The following is a 19,438-nucleotide window of genomic DNA, read 5'->3' as shown; positions in this document are numbered from 1 at the left end:
GTTGCGATCGCGCCTTACGATCGCGTGAGCTTTGCTGTTTCCAGATCGTACCGGAATTGATCGAGGGTTCCTTCCTTGATTTTTTCGATCGCCTCTTCAATGGCTTCTAGTGGAACGAAGAACCACTCCCTTGGCTGCACTGGTATACCGAAGCGATCCTGTAATTCCAAATCCAATCGAGCGCTGGCGAAGAACTTCTGAAGGAGTGCCTCAAGTCGCTTCCGGTTCATATTTGCCAGTTTGAATTTTGCGACGATTTCCACATCTGCTAGCAGATAGGTGGGGTCTTTCTTGGCGTTGCCAATTCGGCTTTTTACGTCTCCTCCGGTGACGCCGATCTTGTGAATAATAAACCGATTCTCCGCAATGAAGGGGTGATCCGATTGGCTCCTGAGCACGTAAATGTACCCAGTTGGTAAGTCGTCTGCTGCTTCAATATGGGAAAATAGGGGGCCGAAATCTGGGGTGGTGATGCGGCGGCTGGCCTTGTCTTTATTTAAAGCACGCTGGAGCGATCGCAACAGCAAATCGCTCTCGGTGGCATTGTCATAAACCACCCTCAACCGGCAGTCCGATCGACCATAGTCGCTGACAAACGGCTCACCCATATCGACCACCATCACCTTCTGCCCATCAAGGATGAACAAATCACCTTCCTTGACGGCCGCATAGTCTTGATATTTGATGGTTTGCCGTTCCCCCGACTGCAATTGCCGTTGCACTTTGTCAAAGATGGGTTTGAATTCATCAAAGTCCTGACAGGGAGTCCGTTGGGCGATTTCCTCGGCTGCTTTGATTTCGCTGCGCGATCGCACATGGGTGAGCTGGGTAACGTCGTTCTCTGAGGCTGCATCGACTCCCAGGGAGGCCAGCAGTGCTTCATCTGTCAGATCGCGAACTGTGCTCAGGCTGGCATCAGTCTCAGCATCTAACAGTCCGCGTGAGTCTAGCGGTTCCAAGACGGCGCGACATTCCTCCGATTCTCGCAGGCGATCGAGCCGTACCGCATAAAGTCGCTCGAAGATATCCCGATCTTCCCCATGCTGGGGCAGTCTGCCATATTCTTCCACAAACCGCTCGATCTCCTCAAAGCCTGCGATGATCCGCTCTTCTCTGGCAGAACGCTGGCCGGAGGGTTCGGGGGTCATGTCCATGCCCAATTCACCCAGCAATTCCAAATCATCATCGGTGGTGTACTTAGGCATTAGTTTCCTCCTTTACTTTGCGTTGCAGGAAGGCAACTCCTTCTGCCATCCGTTTTTCCCAGGGATCGACTGCTGTGAGAGAGGGCAACCTGCCTTTTTCTTGCTTGAACCGCAGCGCCCGTTTGGCTAATTCCCGCGCTTCTTCCACGCTAAGGGTTACTCGCTTAGCCGCAATGACTTCTGCCACCTGCTTCAGCCGTTCTTCGCTCATGGACTTAGCCAGGATGGCATAGGCTTCGCCAAAGGGATTGATGCGATCGATCAGATCCATATCGAGGTCTGTTACCGATAGGGCGAACTTCCTCACCCCATCGAGGAGTGAGGTGTTTTTCACTGCTTCCCCACCACCAGGATTTGTGGCGTACTGCCCACCACTTTCGTTCATGGTTTTTTTAGCTTGCTGGACAAGGGTTAGGGCGGCGATCGCGTGTTGGCGGACGGCTTCTCGATCTTCCGCTTCTAGATTTGGGAACTTCTCTTTGACGATTTTGCCCATGCGAACTTGGGTTAGTTCTTCTGGCACCAGTTCTTCATCAAATAGGCCGCGCTCGATCGCGGGCTTATCTTGGACAAATGCCGTCACCAGTTCGGTCAAGTCTTCGCGGCAGATGCGTTCGGCTTCCGGGCTCTTGGGTTCGGCTAATCCCTTAATTTCCATTTGAATCAGGCCTCTCTCTGGATTGATGCCCACGTTGCACTTGCCAGGATTGTAACCATCTTCCCCGTAGTCGAAGCCCGGTGTTGGTTGATTGTCGGGGCGCTTGGGTTTGAACTCGAAGCGTGGCGCGAGCACTTGCTCCATCAGTAGGCTGGCTGCAATGGCTTTGAGCGTGTCGTTCACTGCCTCGGTGACGGCAGATTCGGCGGCATCCGGCTCGGCAATCAGGTTGGTGAACCGAGCGCGGGTTTTCCCTGGTGCATCGCGGGTGGCACGACCGATAATCTGAATAATCTCTGTCAAACTGGAGCGGTAGCCGATCGTCAGGGCGTGTTCGCACCAGATCCAATCAAAACCTTCTTTCGCCATGCCGAGGGCGATAATGATGTCCACACGATCGCGATTGTTCTTATGGGTGGGGTCTTTTAGGGCGGTGGCGACTTTATCCCGTTTGGTGGGGTCGTCGTCTACGAGATCGGCGATTTTGAGAATCGTGCCGTCGGCGGTTTTAACCAGTTGAAATCCCGTCTTGGGGTCGGTGCCTTGCCATTCGCCCAGTTCCTCGATGATGTGCTCCACCTCGCGGATCTTGTCCTTCGTACTTTCGCGGGAGTTGACGTTGGGAATGTGCAGGATGGTTTTCTCTTTGGGGTTTAGCACCTGCACGATTTCGTCGGTGTAGCTACCCGCGTAGAAGTAGTAGCCAATGTCGAGTTGCTTGAGGTATTGGTAGCCGTTGAGCTGTTCGTAGTAGGTGTAGGTGACGGTATCGAATCGGGATTCGTCTTCGGGGTGCAAGACGGCTTCGGCATCGCCGCGAAAGTAGGAGCCGGTCATGGCTATGATGTGGGTTTTGTCGCGGGCCATGAGTTGGCGGACACGATCGCCCAGCTTGTTGTCTGGGTTGGACGAAACATGGTGAAATTCGTCTATGGCGATCAGGCGATCGTCTAAGACTTCGATACCGAATTTGTCCACGGCAAAGCGGAATGTGGCGTGAGTGCAGACCAGAATCTTGGCACCGCTGGCTAGAAACTTCTGCACCGCGCCCACTTTGCCGCCGTCGTTTCCCGGTGCGTCGCAGAGATTCCACTTCGGTTCAATTTGCCAATCGGCCCAAAAGCCAAACTGACTCAGCGGCTCATCGTGGAAGCTGGAGCCGATCGCCTTTTCTGGCACGACGATGATAGCTTGTTTGAGGTTCTGGTTCTCTAGTTTGTCCAGGGCGATAAACATCAATGCACGACTTTTGCCGGAGGCGGGGGGCGATTTGATCAGGAGGTATTGTTCGCCGCGCTTTTGGTAGGCGCGTTCTTGCATGGGGCGCATACCGAGGGCGTTGGGGCGGGTGGAGGTGCCATCCTGGGCGTAGGTGACGGAAACTGAGGGAATCGCGATCGGCTTGCTCATGGGTGGTAAACTTTGGTTTTGCGATTGACAGGCTGTTCGGTAGCACTTATCGGACATTCATTTTGGTAAGTCAAAGTCTACTGATTAAATCGCCACGCCGAAAGGTTGCAGATAGCTGCTGTAAGGAAATCTCTTGTTCCCCATAAAGATCTTGCAGCGCACGTTGAATATCCTGTACTGAGGCATCGAAATAGGCTTCGCTATTTTGTTCAATCAGATGCTGTGCAGATTTAAAATTCTGATGGCTAATGTCTTTCATCTGAATATTCAAATCAGCAAGAAGCTTGCGTCCCATCTGCATGGCAATAAAGCATGAAGCATAGCGAACAACATCTGGATCGGCAGGATTTGGTCTTTTGCGACGATTTTCTGCAATTCTGTAAAGCTGAACGGCAATTACAACTTGCGATCCGCTCAATTGGTCGGTGAAAATTGCGTCATAAAGTTTTCCGAAATGCTCGCGCGAGAAGAATTTTGCTTGATGAGGCTTTTCTCGCCAAACAGATAGTATGGCTTCAGCAGCTACTCCTGAAGTAATATCTATCGGACGGGTACTAGAATCAGAACGCTTCCGGCGGTAATTGAATCCTAATTGCTGAATATCTATTTCCAGTCTTTGCTGGAGTTCGTCATTAGCGCGTAAATCTTTAAGATCTACGGGATTTTGACTATTAGTAGCATAAGTGATTCTTTGAACTAAACTTTCGTTTTCATGAGGTAATTGATAAAGCCGAAGCAGAACATAAGCTTGGGCATTTTCATGAAGCAAATTGTTGTCACGCAAAGTTTTGAATATGGTCAGACAGGTTTGACCTCCATTGATAATTTGTAAATTTTCGACACGCACCTGATAATTACCATCTTGCAAAGCGTTGTACGAAAAGTTTTCACAAGTTAGGGTTATCCCATTATTGTAAAAGTAGAAATTGTTCTTCTCATTGCTGGTTAAAGTGTTTCTAATAGCCTCATTGACGCGATTACCTTGCAAGCCTAAGTAACGACGAATATTCCGCTCTAATAATCGTTCACCATGTCGTTCAATTAGTGATGCGATTTCGGTGACGGAAATTCTGCCAACTAATACTCGGCTAAATTCCATATCTTCAACGATCGCCTTGCCACTTAGTTGCAAAGAATCTTTTACGGGTTTGGAAGCTTGCAGAATTTTGACCAAGCGTTCATGATTAATATGCTCCCACGTAACTTGACTGCCGAAGCCAGTGCGTTCAATAGCTTCCTGTGCAGACGCATTCCAATTTAGGCCATTGTTACAGGCTAATGCCCGAACCTGTGGGATGTAACCATCCCGAATCAAACTACGAGCTTCTTCGACTTTTGCGAGCAGTCGTTGATTAATATGTTCTAGTCTAGCTGCTGGATTAAATAAGTATTGAATTGCGTTGATTAAACTTTCAATGCCTTCTTGGGGAAAGTTAGAATCTCCTGCTAGCTTGTTTTTGTATTTTGCTTGAAACAAGCTAACTGTAAATTCACCATCATACTCTTCGGAAATGTGCATGGCATCTACGCCAAAGTCACCAGATCCTTCGGTCAGGCACTCGAAAGCGTCGTCATCTTCTAAATCCAAGATGGTTCTAACACATAGGTATACAAATGCGAGAGACTTGATTTTACCTTCATCTTGGATGTGCAATTCTTCGGCGGACTTTTGACGAATCTCGTTAACGACTGATGCTAATCGTTGGTCAATGATAGAGGCATTAATGTCCATGTAATTATTTACTTAGTATGTTCTCAAGAATTCGCTTCATTCAGTCGAGGCGGGAATATGGTCGGCTTGATTATGAGATAGTTGAGAATTTTTAATTCTTTTGCTGAAGCCAGTTAGTTAAATCGACGATATTCGTAAAACCCTTCAAGTCTAGATTGCACAGCCTCTGCATATTCTTGCAAGGCGACTGGGTGAAATTCATATTTCATTGCTGTGCAAGTTGCCGTATTTGGGCTAAGGCAATATCTCCGGGAATGGTTTGAACTGCGCCGCTATCAATTTCGGCAATGCGTTCTTGAGCTTTCTGCACGCCTTCTAATAAAATATCTCGATCGATTTGTCTTTCCATGCTCTCCACAATTTTGTCAATGAGGATAGCCTTGGCTGCATCTGGTAATGCAGTGGCTTCTGAAATGAGTTGGTCTAGGGTTAGCATTGGCTTGTTTGGCTATAAGGGGCTAGTCTGATTTTAACATTCTGTATTTAACGGGTCATTTTGGTAGCTCGTAGGCGCAAGCCGGGGCGCAGCCATCGCACTTCTCCTCATTTACCTCCTTTAGGTTTGGCGGATTTTTTTGGCAGTGCTGGCTGACTGGTCATCTTTGTATACAATTCAAACAGTTTTTCGAGGCGTTCGGTGTCGTTTTTGAAGCGGCGACCGATGTAGATTCGTTCCAGGATTTCGTCATTACGATCGAGCAGCGACTTCTTTGGGGTAGCGTGGTCTGCGCGGAGGTTGGGGGGCATGGTTTCGGGGTGACTCCCATTTGCTTTTAAGCACTTAAATCCTTCATTCATAAGGGTTTTAAGCTTTGGAGCTTCGTCATGTGGATTTGCATTTAATACCATTTCTCTACAATCGTGCAACACTCTTCGACCCCCCCCTAGCCCCCCCTTGCCAAGGGGGGGAACAAGAATACTGTTGCATTCTTTTTTAAAATTGGTATAAGCACTTTTACGCCCAAAAAGGGAGGTAACGACTCTGCTCTAGCTAAGCTAACCATTAGAATCAATATCGCCCATGACAGCAAGCGCCAACTTAAACTTAAGTTCTTCACTGAAATCTTCCTCGAAAATAAGAGACTCAATCAGTTCACACAAAAACTCTTTAGAAATTTTTCCTTCTGCTACCCAGACGGCGATATTTTCCATTTCTAGGACAAACTTTATTACCACAAAATCGTAACCATTGAGCTTTAGAAAATAAGCTCCCAATGCAATACTAGAGCGTTTATTTCCGTCATAAAAAGCATGAAACTTGTTGACAGCAAAAACTAGGTGAGTTAATTTGTGGTGAATCTCAGGATAATAGAGATCGTTTTGAATATGTTCTAATGCGCTCTCTAGTAGACTCGGATTATTAGAACCCGGAAAGCCGCCTGAGTTTTCGATAATCCAATCATGCAGCTCGATCGCATAGTGAATGTCAAAGTAAAAAAAAGCTGCTGCCATAACTTACCGATCCTTCAATCGCTTAAATACAGCCAAAAGAGCCGGATCGGAAAGTTGCTCTTCTAAAGAACGGCTGGTTTCTCCTAAAAATTTATCAAAGTCGCTCTCTGGAACACTTTGGATATACGCTTCTAATTTTTGATGCAGAGCATCCCGAAACCCTAAATCACGACTGGCCATTTTGATGCGGGCATCTTCAATAATGGGTTTTAGGTAGGGGTTTTCCTCTGCCGATTCAAATAGCGAATCAACCTCTTTTTGTTTCAGCTTTCGTCCCAGCTTTTCTGACTCGGCTTTCAATTCTGCTGCCAAACCATTCTCTAGACTGGCAATGGCGATGAGAACTTCGGCATACATGGTATCACGGGGACAATCGTTTTTACCCAAACTTAATATCTGCTTATATTCTTCGGCTTTCTCTCGGAAAACAATCTGATACACTTTGTTGGTGTAAATGCCATACTTAAATTTACCCATGTCGAGGTAATTATCAAGGGCATCGGTAAAGGTTTTACGATAGCTAAATTCTTGATAGACTGCTGGTAAGTAATTGTTATCTCTCTGGTTAATGTATTTAGTATGTCCGCCTGCCCGTTCTGCCATTACGTCAATGACGATATCTAAGATGCGCGATCGAATTGCACGGGCCCGATCGCTCTCTAGCAGTACCATTGCTAGATTTAGAGTCGCCCGGAAGGTGAAAACCCCTAAGACTGTGGTTTTGGTACCGTAATCAGTTACGGTAGCATCCATCAAAGCCTTGAACTCTCGAAGCTTCTGACCTCGTAGCACCCTATAGCCATTAGTCTTCAGCTCATCGTTGTGACTGGATAGATACTTTTCAATTGTACTTTCGCTGATACCGAAAATCTCAATCAGTTGTTGTTTGGTAAATAGCAGTTCTTCTTCATAGTAAGTGCCTCCTAATCCCAAGTATTCTTCTATTTTTTCTAGGGCATAGCGATTGTTGAGGATATTTTGGCGATCGAGTGGCGATGAAGTTAAATCTTTTGCCATCATCATTTTTCTCCTTTGGTTTTACGTTTGGCAGACTTGTTTAGGGGCGCTGGCTGACTGGTCATCTTTGTGTACAATTCAAACAGTTTTTCGAGGCGTTCGGTGTCGTTTTTAAAGCGGCGACCAATGTAGATTCGTTCCAGGATTTCGTCATTACGATCGTGCGCTTCCCTAACCAGAGGGAATTCGGTATCCATACGATCGCGATCGTACATATCCGCGATCGTGGCTGGGAAATACTGCTCTCGCGCTAGCAGGATATCTTCGGCGCAGCGGGTGAGGTCGGCTTTGTTTTGGTCGGTGAGGGTGGGGACGGGGAATGTATTCCAGCCGAGGGTGTTGGAGTAGCGAAAGTCGGTTTTTAGTTTGCCGCAGACGGTGGCGATCCAGACCAGGTGAAGGCGCGAGGCGATCAGCGCCATATTCCAGAGGGGCGCATCGTAGAGGGCAAAGGCGTTGTCAGAGACTATCGTCCTTGCAGGCATATAGCCCACTGGTAGAAACGGTCGCTGTTCCGAACTAACCTTCGGTATCACCAGCGGTGGACTATTTGATGGTTGTCTAACTTCCGCAAATGATTCTGGTCGATCTGCCAACCGACGTGTTGCCTCCTTATCACTTTTAAGACGGAATGAACGTACTCGCTGTAATCGACTTTCTATATCTAACGAAACTTGATGTTCCACGAGATTATAGCCATCGAACCAAAGGCAAAATCGCCGGGTTCCACTAATGAATTCCGATGAACCAATAAACGCTCTCACTACTTCATTTGGATCAAAAGGCGTAACATCAATCAACTTGGCTTCAGACTCATCTAGAATAAGTCCACCGCCGTCAACCGGGCCATTTCCGCGCTCCATTTGTGCTTGAGATGAACAAGGATTTCGGTCATTTTTAACAAATGCCAACGCTCCCGACACCAAATAAGCATTTATATTCGTAGCTTCTTTCATAACTATTTCACCGCTGTCTTCGACAGAAAACAAATGCCGAACTTTGCCAACGTGGTTAGAAAATCCAACGATCGCCACTGTCACCCCGGCGTTATGGCTGGCAAGATTCGCCCATTTGAATGAAGTATGAGCAAAGGCGATCTCGTGTCCTGTTTCAAAAATTAGTGGCCATAGAATCGGCACCTGTTGTCCCTGACAAATCGAATTTGTGGATACAAAAGCTGCGGCTGATGTCGTTTGCGTCCCATAATCCGCAGCCTTCATAAACCAGCCCGACACATAATCCAGCGACTTCCACAACTTAGTGCGTCCATCGAAAACAAGCTTTAGATCATCCTTCTGCTCTTTCGATTGCCAAGTAGATCCAAGATAAGGCGGATTCCCACAAATATAAGTCTCCCCGCCCTCATTCTCAAAATCAATCTCCGCCACTTCCCGCATCTCGCCAAACAAATCCAAATCCTCGCGCTGCACCTTCACCCCCGCCCCCGTCGGCGGACAAAGACTCAACCAATCCAACCGCAACGCATTCCCACAGGTAATCCAGTTATCATCCTTCAGCGGCAAAAACTCCGCCAGCGCCAGCTTCGGCCCTCGATACATCACATCACATTGATACTCCGCAATAATCAACGCCAACCGCGCAATCTCACAGGAAAAGTGACGCAATTCAATTCCCCGAAAATTCGTCAGCGGAATCTCAGATTTGCGATCGCCCTCACCCCGAAGACGATTAATCTCCCACTCAATCTCGCGCATTTTCTTATACGCAATCACCAGAAAATTCCCCGATCCACAAGCCGGATCGAAAACCCGAATTCGCGCCATCCGTTGCCGCAAATTCAGCAACTTACGGGCGTTATCCCCCGCTGCCTCCAATTGCTCCCGCAAATCATCCAAAAACAGCGGATTCAACACCTTGAGGATATTCGGCACACTCGTATAGTGCATCCCCAACGCCCCCCGCTCCTCATCATCCGCCACCGCCTGAATCATCGACCCGAAAATGTCGGGATTAATCTTTGTCCAGTCCAGATTGCCAACATGAAGTAAGTACGATCGGGCAATCTTGCTAAAACGCGGCACCGCCACCCCACCCGAAAACAGCCCTCCATTCACATAAGGGAATCTATCTGCCCAATTGCGAATCTTCGCCGCCTCCCGATCCTTAAGTGGCGTACACATCGCCCGAAACATCTCCGACAGCACCTCGTGCGTATTCGACGAATCACTGGCACTCATTTGTTCGATGGTGGCAGTGAAGAGGGCATTGCTGTGAAAGATATTCGTATCCTCGGCGAAGAAACAGAAGATTAGTCGCGCCATGAAGTGATTTAACGCTTCCCGGCGATCGGCCTTGTCCCACTCCGGGTTCTCCTTCAGCAGCTCGACATACAGGCGGTTGAGACGCCCCGTAGCCTTGATATCAAAGGCATTCTCCCGGATCTGCTTGACCGTCGTAATGCCCGCCAAGGGCAGGAAAAAACCGAAATGGTTGTGAAAGTCGGGGTAATCGCAAGCGACTATCTCCCCATCAGCGAGGTTTTCCGCCTCAAAACTTTTGCCATCGGTGGCCAGGATAAACTTAACCTTATACCGAGCCGTCGCCGCACTATCCCGCAAGGCTGTGAGGGTGTTTGTCACCTCGCCTTCCGGGCAAACCTTTACATGGATATTGTTACGCTGGAGCACGCCACCGAGATCCGATTGGTTGGAGCCACCGCTTTTGCTTTTGAGCCGCTTGAGAGTCGTCGGCTTGTTACCAAAGGCTTCGAGGAAGGCAAAGGGGAACTCTTCCGAGTCAAAGGGCGCTTCAGCCAGCCTGGAAACTGCTTCTTCGATTTCGACTGCATTCATAGTTCCACCATAGGTAGCTCAGGGGCGGTAGCTCAGAGGTTCCATTATCACCTCTTAACGCAATTTTGGATTTTACCTGATTTGTCGATCGATCTTCTGAGTTCAAGCGACACTACCCATGATTAACTCTGCGATGTAGAAATGCCCAGAAAATCTCTGGGAACCCAATGTCTATTAATATCATGTGCGATCAATTAATTATAATATGCCGATCGGGCGGGTTTTTGAGATTGTCAATTATTGGCAGATATTCTTGGTGAGGGAAACCCCTACAAAAATCGAGGTCGATCGATCGGACATGATATAATTCCGATGCTACCAGAAACGATATTACCAGCAGCTACAGCATTAACTTAATTAAAAGAACGCAGACGAAATTTCATCTGCGTTCATCTGTGTTTATCTGCTAATATCTGCGGTCAAAAAACATCCCCATCCCACTACTTCGCCGCAGGCAAAGACAACTGAGGCGAAGTTTTAGGGTAGCTTCCATTCACGGGAATCGCCTCCGGTTCCTGCGAAAGCAAAAACTCACGAATTACCCTAGCAACAGCTCTTTGAGCTAAACCGCCGACTACTTTCTGCCCCATATTCTGCACTTCCGGTTTCACCAACAACTGCGGAAGAAGCTGCAATACTTTCATCGTGTCAAAACCGGGAGTTGATTGCAAAATATCCCAAATCCGCTTGATGTGTTCTAAGTTTTTTTGTTCAGTTGGTGAAACCACAGGTTGATTTGCCTTGACTCCAAACCATTCGCCGACTACAGCTTTGGCGTTAGCAAAAGCGTTGGTGGAAAGTGTGTCCAGACTTTTGACTAATTCCAGGACAATACGATCGCGAATGAAATCTCCTCTTTCGGAAAATAAATATTCTAATGCTTGGTTCAAGATTTTGCTGACATCGTAATCGTCGCTCTCACGGGCATTGTTGAGCAAGTTTTCTAAGCGGTTCCAGCGGAATTCGCCTTGTTTGAACAGCAAATCTTGCAGGGATGCTCTCAATTCCGGTGCGGGGTCGCTCAACAGCCGTTTTGCTACGTAAGGATAAGCTTTGCTCAACACTTTGAATTCTGGATCGACATTAATGGCAATCCCTTCTAACGTAACGAGCGATCGAATAATCAAAGCATAGTAAGCGGGAACTCGGAAAGGATATTCGTACATTACCGCCGAAAGTTCGTCAGTAATGCTTTTGAAATTCAGTTCGGCAACGCTAGCACCCAAAGCATTGTTAAAAACGCCCGCCAAAGCTGGAATAATTGGCGTCAAATCCGTATCGGGCGTTAAAAATTCCAACTTGACATAATCTTTTGCTAAACCTTCAAAGTCGCGGTTCACCAAATGCACCACCGCTTCCAACAAGCCGTATCGCTGATAAGGTTTAACTTCGCTCATCATCCCGAAATCGAGATAAGCTAATTGACCGTCAGGAGTTGCCAAAAGATTGCCGGGATGCGGGTCGGCGTGAAAGAAACCGTGTTCGAGAAGTTGTCTGAGAGAGCACTGCACCCCCACTTCAATTAAGTAAGGAGCGTCGATTCCTTGAGCTTTAACGGCCTCTAAATTCGTGAGTTTGATGCCGGTGATCCACTCCATTGTTAAGACGCGACGGCGGGTATATTCCCAGTAGATGCTGGGAACGTAAATGTCTTTGATGTGGCCGTAGAGTTGGGCAAACCGTTCGGCATTTTGACCTTCGTGGGTGTAGTCCATTTCTTCGTAAATGCGCTCGCCCAACTCGTCCATAATGGCTGCGAGGTCACTGCGAATTATTTTGAAGTTGTTTTGTGCCCAAACTGCAAGACGCCGGAGGATGTAGATATCTAAGCCGATGTTTTCGGCTAAACCTGGTCGCTGGACTTTGATTGCGACTGTTTCTCCGGTTTTGAGTTTGCCTTTGTAAACTTGTCCGAGAGATGCTGCGGCGATCGGATCGGGGGTGATTTCTGCGTAGATGTCTTTGGGGTGGGCTCCCAATTCTTCTTGGATGAATTGATATGCTACTTCGTTGGGAAATGCTGGCAATTGGTCTTGCAGCGTTGTTAGTTCTTCTAAATATACTGGCGGTACTAAGTCGGGGCGTGTTGAAAGTGCTTGTCCGATTTTGATGAAAGCTGGGCCGAGTTGGCCGAGAATTTCCCGCAGTCGGACGGCGCGACGCTTTTCGTTGGTGGCGGTACGACCTGTTTTGCCGTCGAACCACACACTGAAGGCAAAGCTAAAAAATGTCCAAACAACGCTCGACAGCCTTCCCCAAACTTGTAGGGGTCGATTTCGGTACAGGGCTGCGATCGCCACTGGATCGTACCGAACAGCATCTCCGGCTAACTCGAAAGCTATGTCTCTGGCTGATTTGAGCGGTTCGGGAGTGGCGACCTCCGTCTCTAGTGATACTGGTACTGCTTGCAGGGGAATTGTATTTGCATCTTGGAGATTGCCGAGTACAGCCTGAGTCCCTGAATTTGCATAAGTTTGCGGGGAGGCTGGCGATACTGTCTTGACATTCATAAATCAGACCTAGTGTGAAGCATTGTAAATATATTGTAACAATTTAAGGAAGAAGACCCTTCTTCCTTCTTATATACTTACTCCCCGCTGGATCTTTGGAGTCGATCGCGAATGCCTGATAGTTGCGATTGGCTGCTGACGGGCGATCGAGGTTGGGGCATTTCGGTATCGGGCCAGTTCGGTAAGTCGTTACAGGGACAAAACTCCGGGGGCATTCCGGTTTGTTGGAACACTACGGGCATAGCGCAGCGCGCGCAGGGACTGATTTCCCAAGCTGGTGTCAGCAGTTTGGCAATTGTTTCGTTTGTGCCTTCGAGGTAACAGTCTCCGCTGTCGCGGGAGATGATTTTTTGCCAGCACTCTTCAAATTCCTGGCTGTAACGATCGCCCGCATTTACCGATTTGGGCAGCAGCGCTTCGGAACCGTTGCGAATTAATACTTTTTTGCCTAACTGAAACCAGTAAGCAATATATTTTCTTACTTCACTATCTGATGCCATAACTTTTAGTCAACCTTTCAACTAATTGATTATTTTAGATTTTAATGGGAAATCCTCACTCTTTCTTAAGAGACACTTTATCTTTTACATATTTTCCCAATTTGGCTATTCCTCATGTCAAATTATTCTGCGCTTCGCCCTAGGGAGTATGTTTTTTGACTAATTTATGTGACTCTTGAGTTGTCAATCTTAGTTAAAATTATACCTGAGTTTCAGTTAAAATTGTCTATCGGGAAACCGATATTTTTTCTCTCTTGTCGATCGCGACTCCGGCTGTTAATTTTTCGCTACGGGTGGCAGCGGGGTACCCAGAGCCCTTAGATCCAAGGCGTAACCTCCGGTGGCGAGATAAACAGTATCGGCGATCGCCCCGATGTGGCGCACGAGAGTACCGAGGCGATCGCGAAACAGCCGCCCCGCCGGATAAGCAGGCACAACGCCCCATCCGGTTTCTTCCCCTACCAAAATTACATCAGCCGCCGCCGACTTCAAACTAGCGAGCAAATCTTGCTGCGTAGTAGCCCAAACAGCCGCTTCTTGTTCCAAAAGATTTGCTGTCCAAGTTCCCAGAGAATCAATTAACAAGCAATCTGAGGGCTTGCTGGCCCGCACAACAGCCGATAATTCGATCGGCACTTCTAGAGTTGTCCAATCAACAGGACGGCGATTTCGGTGCTGATCGAGGCGACGAAGCCACTCCAAATCCGTTTCATCAACCTGACCGGTAGCCACATAGATTACTTGTTTTCCCGAACCCGCCGCCAGAGTTTCGGCCCATTCACTTTTGCCGCTTCGGGCCGGCCCAGTTACTAAGATTAATTGTCTAGATGTGGTGGGTTCTGAGTTAGTCATTAGTCAGTCGATTTTAAATTTTAGATTTTAGATTTTAGATTTACTCCACAACAAATGATTTTGGGAGATTGAAGTTTGGTTAAAATTTTTGGGCTGCTCACGACTAATGTTGCAGGCTTGTCTCCCTTCTTTGGGCGTGGTCACATACAAAGGATTAAACATAATTCCCAATTGCCAATTCCCAATTAGCAATTACCAATTATGATTTAAACGGCCAACTACCAAATGCTTTTTAAGCGATAATAGCATTGATGAGACAATATCAGAGTAAGTCGATCGAGAACCCCCGTATTTCCCAAGCTGTTATTTATGCCAGATCATCCTCAGATATCAGCGATTATTTGCACCCACAATCGCGCCGCCTATTTAGGTGGGGCGATCGACAGCTTGCTGGTACAGGATTTTCCCGACAACTTTGAAGTAGTAGTAGTGGATAACGCTTCTAGCGATTATGCCAGCCCCGAAAGTTCGATTTCGCGCACCCGCGAGGTGGTAGAAGCAAGACAGGGCGATCGGCGCCTCAAGTACGTCTGGGAACCGGAAATCGGTCTGTCAGTAGCCCGGAATACCGGCGCTAAGCAAGCTCGCAGTGAAATATTAGCTTATCTCGACGACGACGCTATTGCTGAGCCGAATTGGCTCAGGGTGCTGCACGCGGCTTATCAAAGCAATCAAAAACTCGCCGTAGCTGGTGGCAAAGTCAATGTGCTCTGGCCTTGTGGAGTCTCCCCGCCCCAATGGCTGTCAGCGGGATTGGCCCAGAACTTGGGAGCATATGATTTAGGCGATACTTGCCTGTACGTGACTGCTCCCGGTTTGACTCCCAGGGGGGTAAACTACTCGATCAGGCGCGCTTTTCTCGAACAAATTGGCGGCTTCGATGCCAAACTCGGTAGAGTCGGCAAAAAGTTGCTGTCAAATGAAGAATTGCGCGCCACAGAATTAGCATTAGAGCTAGGTTGGCAAGTAGTTTATCTACCTGATGCCCAGGTGCTGCACCATGTCGCGACAGAAAGGCTCAACAAAGCTTGGTTTCTAGAGCGCGGGTGGTGGCAAGGCATCAGCGAGTGTTATCGCGAACAATTGTCCGATCGAGCCGGTATTGCTCAGCTTGGGCGGGGGGGTGAAAGAATCTTGAGGGGTGTCTGGAAGTCTTTTAAATATATTAGAGATCCGGCGCTGCGTTTTGAAAATTTCGTTTTTGCCTGGGGTCAAATCGGTTATTTGAGCGCAGCCATCCGCGGCCTGATTTTTGCACCGAAATCGACCACTAGGTATTAGGCTATAGGCAATATCCCTCGCTGCTCAACTCGTTGGCGCGGCTGTGCCGATCGCACTTCATCCACCAAAACTCGACCGCATTCAGGTTCAAGCACTCGATTATGACATCTAGTTCATCCAAGATTCCGGTTTCAGTTCTCATTCCGGCAAAAGACGAAGAACTTAATCTACCTGCGTGTCTGGCCAGCATTGCCAGGGCGGATGAAGTTTTCATGGTTGATTCCCAAAGTAGCGATCGCACGGTAGAAATTGCCATCAGCACCGGCGCAAAAGTTGTGCAGTTTTACTTTGACAACCGCTGGCCGAAAAAGAAAAATTGGTCATTGGACAATCTGCCCTTTCGCAACGAATGGGTATTAATTGTCGATTGCGACGAGCGCATTCCGCCGGAACTTTGGGACGAAATCGCGCAGGCGATCGAAGACCCCAATTTTGACGGCTACTACCTCAACCGCAAAGTCTTATTTTTAGGTCAGTGGCTGCGTTATGGGGGCAGATATCCCGACTGGAATTTGCGTTTGTTCAAGCATCAAAAAGGACGTTACGAAAACCTCGGCACTGAATCCGTCCCCAATACTGGCGACAACGAAGTTCACGAACACGTAATTTTAGCGGGTCAAGTCGGCTACTTAAAAAATGACATGATCCACGAGGATTACCGCGATTTATTTCACTGGATAGAACGGCACAACCGCTATTCTAATTGGGAAGCTCGCGTTTATTACAATATTATTGAAGGGCGCGACGACAGCGGCACTATTGGCGCTCACTTATTTGGAGATGCAGTGCAGCGGAAACGCTTTCTAAAAAAAGTTTGGGTGCGGCTGCCTTTTAAACCCATGCTCAGATTTATTTTATTTTACTTCATTCAGCTCGGCTTTTTGGATGGAAAAGCTGGCTATATTTATGCAAGGTTATTGAGTCAATATGAGTATCAAATTAATGCCAAACTTTACGAGTTGCGTTGTTGTGGTGGTCAGTTGAATGTGGCAGAATCTCAACCGCCTCTCTCGCCACCAGTAGTTATCACTCAGGAGACTGAAGTGAAATTGCCTTAATATTTTGGAAGCATGGGGGAATTGGGAATTAGGAAAGCCAGCCCATAGCGAGTGGCTTGAGACATTTTCATTTAATAAGTTCTTCGAGGGATGGAAAAAGCAATTTTTCGGCGCTCACTTTTTCGCAGTCACAAGGCGGTTGACTGGCTGATATTGCTGATACTTTTCCTAGCAGCAATTGGATGCTTTCGATTAGCAATGGTAGAGTTAATAAAATAATTGATGCTGACACCAGCAAGCTAATCAAGCCGTCAGCCCAATTCCAGTGCAACCAAGCCACAGCGATCGCAGCTAAAATTACTCCAACCGACGAAAAAATGTCGGCGACTGCGTGCAGAAAGGCGCTTTTGAGGTTCAAGTCACCGTGACAGCAGGAATGCAAACAACAAGCATTAATCGAGTTGATGCTTAAACCAACTATGGCGGTAATTAACATCGGCAGTCCTTCTACTTCGGGAGTTGGGGACTGCAAACGGGCGATAGACTCTGCTGCAATCCAAAGGGCGATCGCTACTAAACTTATACTATTAATTAAAGCAGCAATGATTTCTCCTCGTTCAGGGATTGAGGATTGTGCGATCGTACAATCTACGGATTTACTTTTGCGTTTTACTGAGGAGTACCAAGTCGCTGTCAAAGTTATTGCTAAAGCTGCTACATCTGAAAAAACGTGACCCGCATCTGCTAATAGGGACAAACTATGAGAATTAAGTGCGGCGATTAACTCTGCTACAAAAAAGCTGCTAAGCAGTACCAATGCTGTTTGTAAAAGTCGCACTTTGCCAATTCTGGGATTTGTACTCTCGCATTGTGCGATATCCTTGGCGTTTTCCGAGTCAAAATTATCCCTAACTAGAAATGTCATGCAGCAGTCCTTAAGGTTAAACTCGATTTTAAATTAAACATTAAATTAACTATCAATGACCGATTATATACCAAATCCGAACCAAGATCCGGAAAATCCGATCGCAAATTCCCCAAATTCTCAAATAAACGATCGTCCAATTAGCGACAATCAGCCAAATACTTTGACAGGCGAATCTTTGGTTGATTTGCGGAAGTACGATCAATCAAAGTTCGATCGAGGAAAGCCTACTTGGGTAATTTTGGTTTGGTGGTTCGTGCAGGCGATCGCATTTCCCCTCACTCCACACCCTTTTAATCGCATCAGAAGCGGCTTGCTGCGGTTATTTGGAGCTAAAATAGGTTGTGGTGTGATTATCCGCCCTACGGCTCGTTTTACCTATCCTTGGAAAATTGCAATCGGAGACTACAGTTGGATCGGAGATGATGTTGTATTGTACAGTCTTGATCGAATTGCGATCGGCAAACACTGCGTCATTTCTCAAAAAAGCTACCTCTGCACCGGCACTCATAACACTCAAGACCCAGCCTTTGGCTTAATCACAGCACCTGTGATCATCAATAACGGCGTTTGGATTGCCGCCGACTGCTTCATTGGCCCTGGTGTAGAAATTGGTGCTAACGCTTTAATCGGAGCTCGCAGCAGCGTCTTTAAAAATATGCCAGCTAGCTTTGTTTGCACGGGAACACCTTGCCGTCCCCGCTATCAGCGAGAAATTAACCAAAGTTCATAAGAGACATTGCATCGGGAAACTAAGCAGCTTGAATGGCTTGTGGCCGAATTGGAATTTCAATGACGAATTCTATTCCCTTTCCTTCTGTAGGCTGGCAGTATAATCTGCCCCCATGCTTTTCAACGATAATTTGGTAACTGATAGATAACCCCAACCCAGTTCCCTTACCGATAGGTTTGGTGGTAAAAAAAGGGTCAAATAGTTTCGGTAGTAAACTTTCGCAAACTCCCCGACCATTGTCACTAATATGAATAGCAACCCAATTCTCGTGAATTACTTTTGTAGAAATTTGAATGCGGTTCGGGTGTTGTTTGATTTCTGCAAACGAACGCTGCTGATTAGATTCATCTAAAGCATCAATGGCATTGGAAATAATATTCATGAACACTTGATTTAATTGCCCAGCATGGCATTCTACTGGTGGAATATGACCGTAATTTTTTATTATTTCAATCTCAGGATGCTCTGGTTTTGATTTTAAACGATGATGCAGGATGGTGAGTGTACTATCAATTCCTTCATGAATATTTACTGCTTTCACGTCTGCCTCATCGAGGCGAGAAAAGATTCGCATAGACTTGACAATCTCTTGAATGCGCTGCGTTCCTAAGTTGATTGAGTTAAGAACTTTTATAAAATCTTCCTCCACAAATTCTAGTTCTATTTCATCCATAGCTGCTTGAATTCGAGGGGTGGGGCTTACATAATCTTCTTGATAGAGGTGTATAATATTTAGTAAGTTATGAGCGTACTCTTGGGCATAACCCAGATTGCCAGAGATGAAATTTATAGGGTTATTTATTTCATGAGCAATCCCAGCCGCCATTTGCCCTAAGCCGGACATTTTTTCGCTTTGGATTAACTTAAGCTGCATTTGTTGTAAATCATCGTAGGCTTGGCTGACTTCTCTAACTTTTTCCTCCAATAAGATGTTTTTTTCTTCTAATTTATCAGCAAGAACATGAAGCTTTAAATGCAGCTTGACGCGAGCTAATACTTCCTCCTGTTGGAAAGGTTTGGTAATATAATCTACAGCCCCAAGCTTAAACCCCTCAACTTTATTAGCCGTATCCGAGAGCGCAGTCATAAATATAATGGGAATCTGTTTAGTTTCTGGATTAGCCTGTAATCGACGACAGGTTTCAAATCCATCAATTTCTGGCATCATGACATCTAACAAGATTAGATCGGGGAGAGCATATTTGACTCGCTCTAGTGCCATTTTGCCAGATTTGGCAACCCGAATTTCAAATCCTTCTTGGCTTAAGGCATCAGATAAGACACCCAAGTTAGCTGAATTGTCATCAACTATAAGAATCGTACCATTTGCTTGAGTTTCTGAATTCATAAAC

Annotated in this window: 17 protein-coding genes; 3 read left to right on the top strand and 14 right to left on the bottom strand. The window is 46.9% G+C overall.

Annotation, left to right across the window (positions count from 1 at the left end; all coding sequences use genetic code 11):
* Positions 1–14 precede the first annotated feature (14 nt).
* The 11 genes from Q5691_RS04760 to cobU form a co-directional block, all read right to left on the bottom strand.
* On the bottom strand, positions 15–1,205 hold the full coding sequence (locus Q5691_RS04760) for a GIY-YIG nuclease family protein (RefSeq protein ID WP_333344010.1): 1,191 nt from the start codon (positions 1,203–1,205) through the stop codon (positions 15–17).
* Positions 1,198–3,330: a DEAD/DEAH box helicase gene (locus Q5691_RS04755; RefSeq protein WP_333344009.1), complete on the bottom strand. Its 2,133-nt coding sequence runs from the start codon at positions 3,328–3,330 to the stop codon at positions 1,198–1,200. The genes Q5691_RS04760 and Q5691_RS04755 overlap by 8 nt, the downstream gene beginning before the upstream one ends.
* A 13-nt stretch (positions 3,331–3,343) precedes the next feature.
* Entirely contained in the window at positions 3,344–5,005 is a 1,662-nt protein-coding gene (locus tag Q5691_RS04750) for an AIPR family protein (RefSeq protein ID WP_333311913.1), read from the bottom strand.
* A gap of 205 nt (positions 5,006–5,210) precedes the next feature.
* Positions 5,211–5,441 (bottom strand): addiction module protein, encoded by a 231-nt coding sequence (locus Q5691_RS04745; RefSeq protein ID WP_333053276.1) that lies wholly within the window; start codon positions 5,439–5,441, stop codon positions 5,211–5,213.
* A 107-nt stretch (positions 5,442–5,548) separates the two neighbouring features.
* Positions 5,549–5,803 carry a type IIL restriction-modification enzyme MmeI gene (locus tag Q5691_RS04740; protein WP_333311914.1) on the bottom strand — a complete coding sequence of 85 codons (255 nt, stop codon included), beginning with the start codon at positions 5,801–5,803 and terminating at the stop codon, positions 5,549–5,551.
* A 198-nt stretch (positions 5,804–6,001) separates the two neighbouring features.
* The gene (locus Q5691_RS04735; protein ID WP_333344008.1) at positions 6,002–6,457 is read right to left on the bottom strand and encodes a type II toxin-antitoxin system death-on-curing family toxin; all 456 of its coding nucleotides are present in this window, start codon (positions 6,455–6,457) and stop codon (positions 6,002–6,004) included.
* A gap of 3 nt (positions 6,458–6,460) precedes the next feature.
* Positions 6,461–7,480 carry a DNA-binding protein gene (locus Q5691_RS04730; RefSeq protein WP_333344007.1) on the bottom strand — a complete coding sequence of 340 codons (1,020 nt, stop codon included), beginning with the start codon at positions 7,478–7,480 and terminating at the stop codon, positions 6,461–6,463.
* Positions 7,477–10,287, bottom strand: a complete 2,811-nt coding sequence (locus Q5691_RS04725) for a DNA methyltransferase (RefSeq protein WP_333344006.1) — start codon at positions 10,285–10,287, stop codon at positions 7,477–7,479. Before Q5691_RS04725 ends, Q5691_RS04730 begins: the two co-directional genes overlap by 4 nt.
* A 440-nt stretch (positions 10,288–10,727) precedes the next feature.
* A complete protein-coding gene (locus tag Q5691_RS04720; protein WP_333311918.1) occupies positions 10,728–12,797 on the bottom strand; it encodes an AarF/ABC1/UbiB kinase family protein in 2,070 nt (689 codons plus the stop codon).
* Positions 12,798–12,874: 77 nt separating this feature from the next.
* Positions 12,875–13,297: a hypothetical protein gene (locus tag Q5691_RS04715; protein WP_333211933.1), complete on the bottom strand. Its 423-nt coding sequence runs from the start codon at positions 13,295–13,297 to the stop codon at positions 12,875–12,877.
* A gap of 276 nt (positions 13,298–13,573) precedes the next feature.
* On the bottom strand, positions 13,574–14,149 hold the full coding sequence (gene cobU, locus Q5691_RS04710) for a bifunctional adenosylcobinamide kinase/adenosylcobinamide-phosphate guanylyltransferase (protein ID WP_333344005.1): 576 nt from the start codon (positions 14,147–14,149) through the stop codon (positions 13,574–13,576).
* Positions 14,150–14,458: 309 nt separating this feature from the next.
* Between cobU and Q5691_RS04705 the strand changes: the two genes are divergently transcribed.
* Positions 14,459–15,430: a glycosyltransferase gene (locus Q5691_RS04705; RefSeq protein ID WP_333344004.1), complete on the top strand. Its 972-nt coding sequence runs from the start codon at positions 14,459–14,461 to the stop codon at positions 15,428–15,430.
* 1 nt (position 15,431) lies between these two features.
* On the opposite strand, the gene Q5691_RS04700 is transcribed toward Q5691_RS04705, so the two are convergent.
* Positions 15,432–15,644 carry a hypothetical protein gene (locus Q5691_RS04700; RefSeq protein ID WP_333094623.1) on the bottom strand — a complete coding sequence of 71 codons (213 nt, stop codon included), beginning with the start codon at positions 15,642–15,644 and terminating at the stop codon, positions 15,432–15,434.
* Between Q5691_RS04700 and Q5691_RS04695 the strand changes: the two genes are divergently transcribed.
* Positions 15,553–16,488: a glycosyltransferase family 2 protein gene (locus Q5691_RS04695; RefSeq protein WP_333344030.1), complete on the top strand. Its 936-nt coding sequence runs from the start codon at positions 15,553–15,555 to the stop codon at positions 16,486–16,488. The genes Q5691_RS04700 and Q5691_RS04695 overlap by 92 nt on opposite strands.
* Before the next feature lie 67 nt (positions 16,489–16,555).
* Here Q5691_RS04695 and Q5691_RS04690 read toward each other — a convergent pair whose 3' ends face one another.
* Entirely contained in the window at positions 16,556–17,353 is a 798-nt protein-coding gene (locus tag Q5691_RS04690) for a cation diffusion facilitator family transporter (RefSeq protein WP_333311920.1), read from the bottom strand.
* A 55-nt stretch (positions 17,354–17,408) separates the two neighbouring features.
* Between Q5691_RS04690 and hpsU the strand changes: the two genes are divergently transcribed.
* On the top strand, positions 17,409–18,086 hold the full coding sequence (gene hpsU / locus Q5691_RS04685) for a hormogonium polysaccharide biosynthesis acetyltransferase HpsU (RefSeq protein WP_333211941.1): 678 nt from the start codon (positions 17,409–17,411) through the stop codon (positions 18,084–18,086).
* Between the two features lie 19 nt (positions 18,087–18,105).
* Here the strand turns inward: hpsU and Q5691_RS04680 are convergent, their stop codons facing one another.
* Complete coding sequence (locus Q5691_RS04680; RefSeq protein ID WP_333311921.1) at positions 18,106–19,434, bottom strand: response regulator; 1,329 nt, start codon at positions 19,432–19,434, stop codon at positions 18,106–18,108.
* Positions 19,435–19,438 lie beyond the last annotated feature (4 nt).

The sequence above is a fragment of the Microcoleus sp. w1-18aA5 genome, assembly GCF_036701705.1.
Classification (GTDB): domain Bacteria; phylum Cyanobacteriota; class Cyanobacteriia; order Cyanobacteriales; family Microcoleaceae; genus Microcoleus.
The sequence above is the reverse complement of the archived record's forward strand: the minus strand, read 5'-3'. Positions and strand labels throughout refer to the sequence as shown.

Excerpts from the sequence above, each read along its gene's own strand:
- Q5691_RS04715 (WP_333211933.1), bottom strand. The coding sequence starts at position 13,297 with ATGGCATCAGATAGTGAAGTAAGAAAATATATTGCTTACTGGTTTCAG.
- Q5691_RS04740 (WP_333311914.1), bottom strand. The coding sequence starts at position 5,803 with ATGAATGAAGGATTTAAGTGCTTAAAAGCAAATGGGAGTCACCCCGAA.
- Q5691_RS04745 (WP_333053276.1), bottom strand. The coding sequence starts at position 5,441 with ATGCTAACCCTAGACCAACTCATTTCAGAAGCCACTGCATTACCAGAT.
- Q5691_RS04680 (WP_333311921.1), bottom strand. The coding sequence starts at position 19,434 with ATGAATTCAGAAACTCAAGCAAATGGTACGATTCTTATAGTTGATGAC.
- Q5691_RS04705 (WP_333344004.1), top strand. The coding sequence starts at position 14,459 with ATGCCAGATCATCCTCAGATATCAGCGATTATTTGCACCCACAATCGC.
- Q5691_RS04755 (WP_333344009.1), bottom strand. The coding sequence starts at position 3,330 with ATGTCCGATAAGTGCTACCGAACAGCCTGTCAATCGCAAAACCAAAGT.
- Q5691_RS04735 (WP_333344008.1), bottom strand. The coding sequence starts at position 6,457 with ATGGCAGCAGCTTTTTTTTACTTTGACATTCACTATGCGATCGAGCTG.
- Q5691_RS04700 (WP_333094623.1), bottom strand. The coding sequence starts at position 15,644 with ATGAAAACTTCATCCGCCCTGGCAATGCTGGCCAGACACGCAGGTAGA.
- Q5691_RS04750 (WP_333311913.1), bottom strand. The coding sequence starts at position 5,005 with ATGGACATTAATGCCTCTATCATTGACCAACGATTAGCATCAGTCGTT.
- Q5691_RS04690 (WP_333311920.1), bottom strand. The coding sequence starts at position 17,353 with ATGACATTTCTAGTTAGGGATAATTTTGACTCGGAAAACGCCAAGGAT.
- hpsU (WP_333211941.1), top strand. The coding sequence starts at position 17,409 with ATGACCGATTATATACCAAATCCGAACCAAGATCCGGAAAATCCGATC.
- Q5691_RS04720 (WP_333311918.1), bottom strand. The coding sequence starts at position 12,797 with ATGAATGTCAAGACAGTATCGCCAGCCTCCCCGCAAACTTATGCAAAT.
- Q5691_RS04760 (WP_333344010.1), bottom strand. The coding sequence starts at position 1,205 with ATGCCTAAGTACACCACCGATGATGATTTGGAATTGCTGGGTGAATTG.
- Q5691_RS04730 (WP_333344007.1), bottom strand. The coding sequence starts at position 7,480 with ATGATGATGGCAAAAGATTTAACTTCATCGCCACTCGATCGCCAAAAT.
- Q5691_RS04725 (WP_333344006.1), bottom strand. The coding sequence starts at position 10,287 with ATGAATGCAGTCGAAATCGAAGAAGCAGTTTCCAGGCTGGCTGAAGCG.
- cobU (WP_333344005.1), bottom strand. The coding sequence starts at position 14,149 with ATGACTAACTCAGAACCCACCACATCTAGACAATTAATCTTAGTAACT.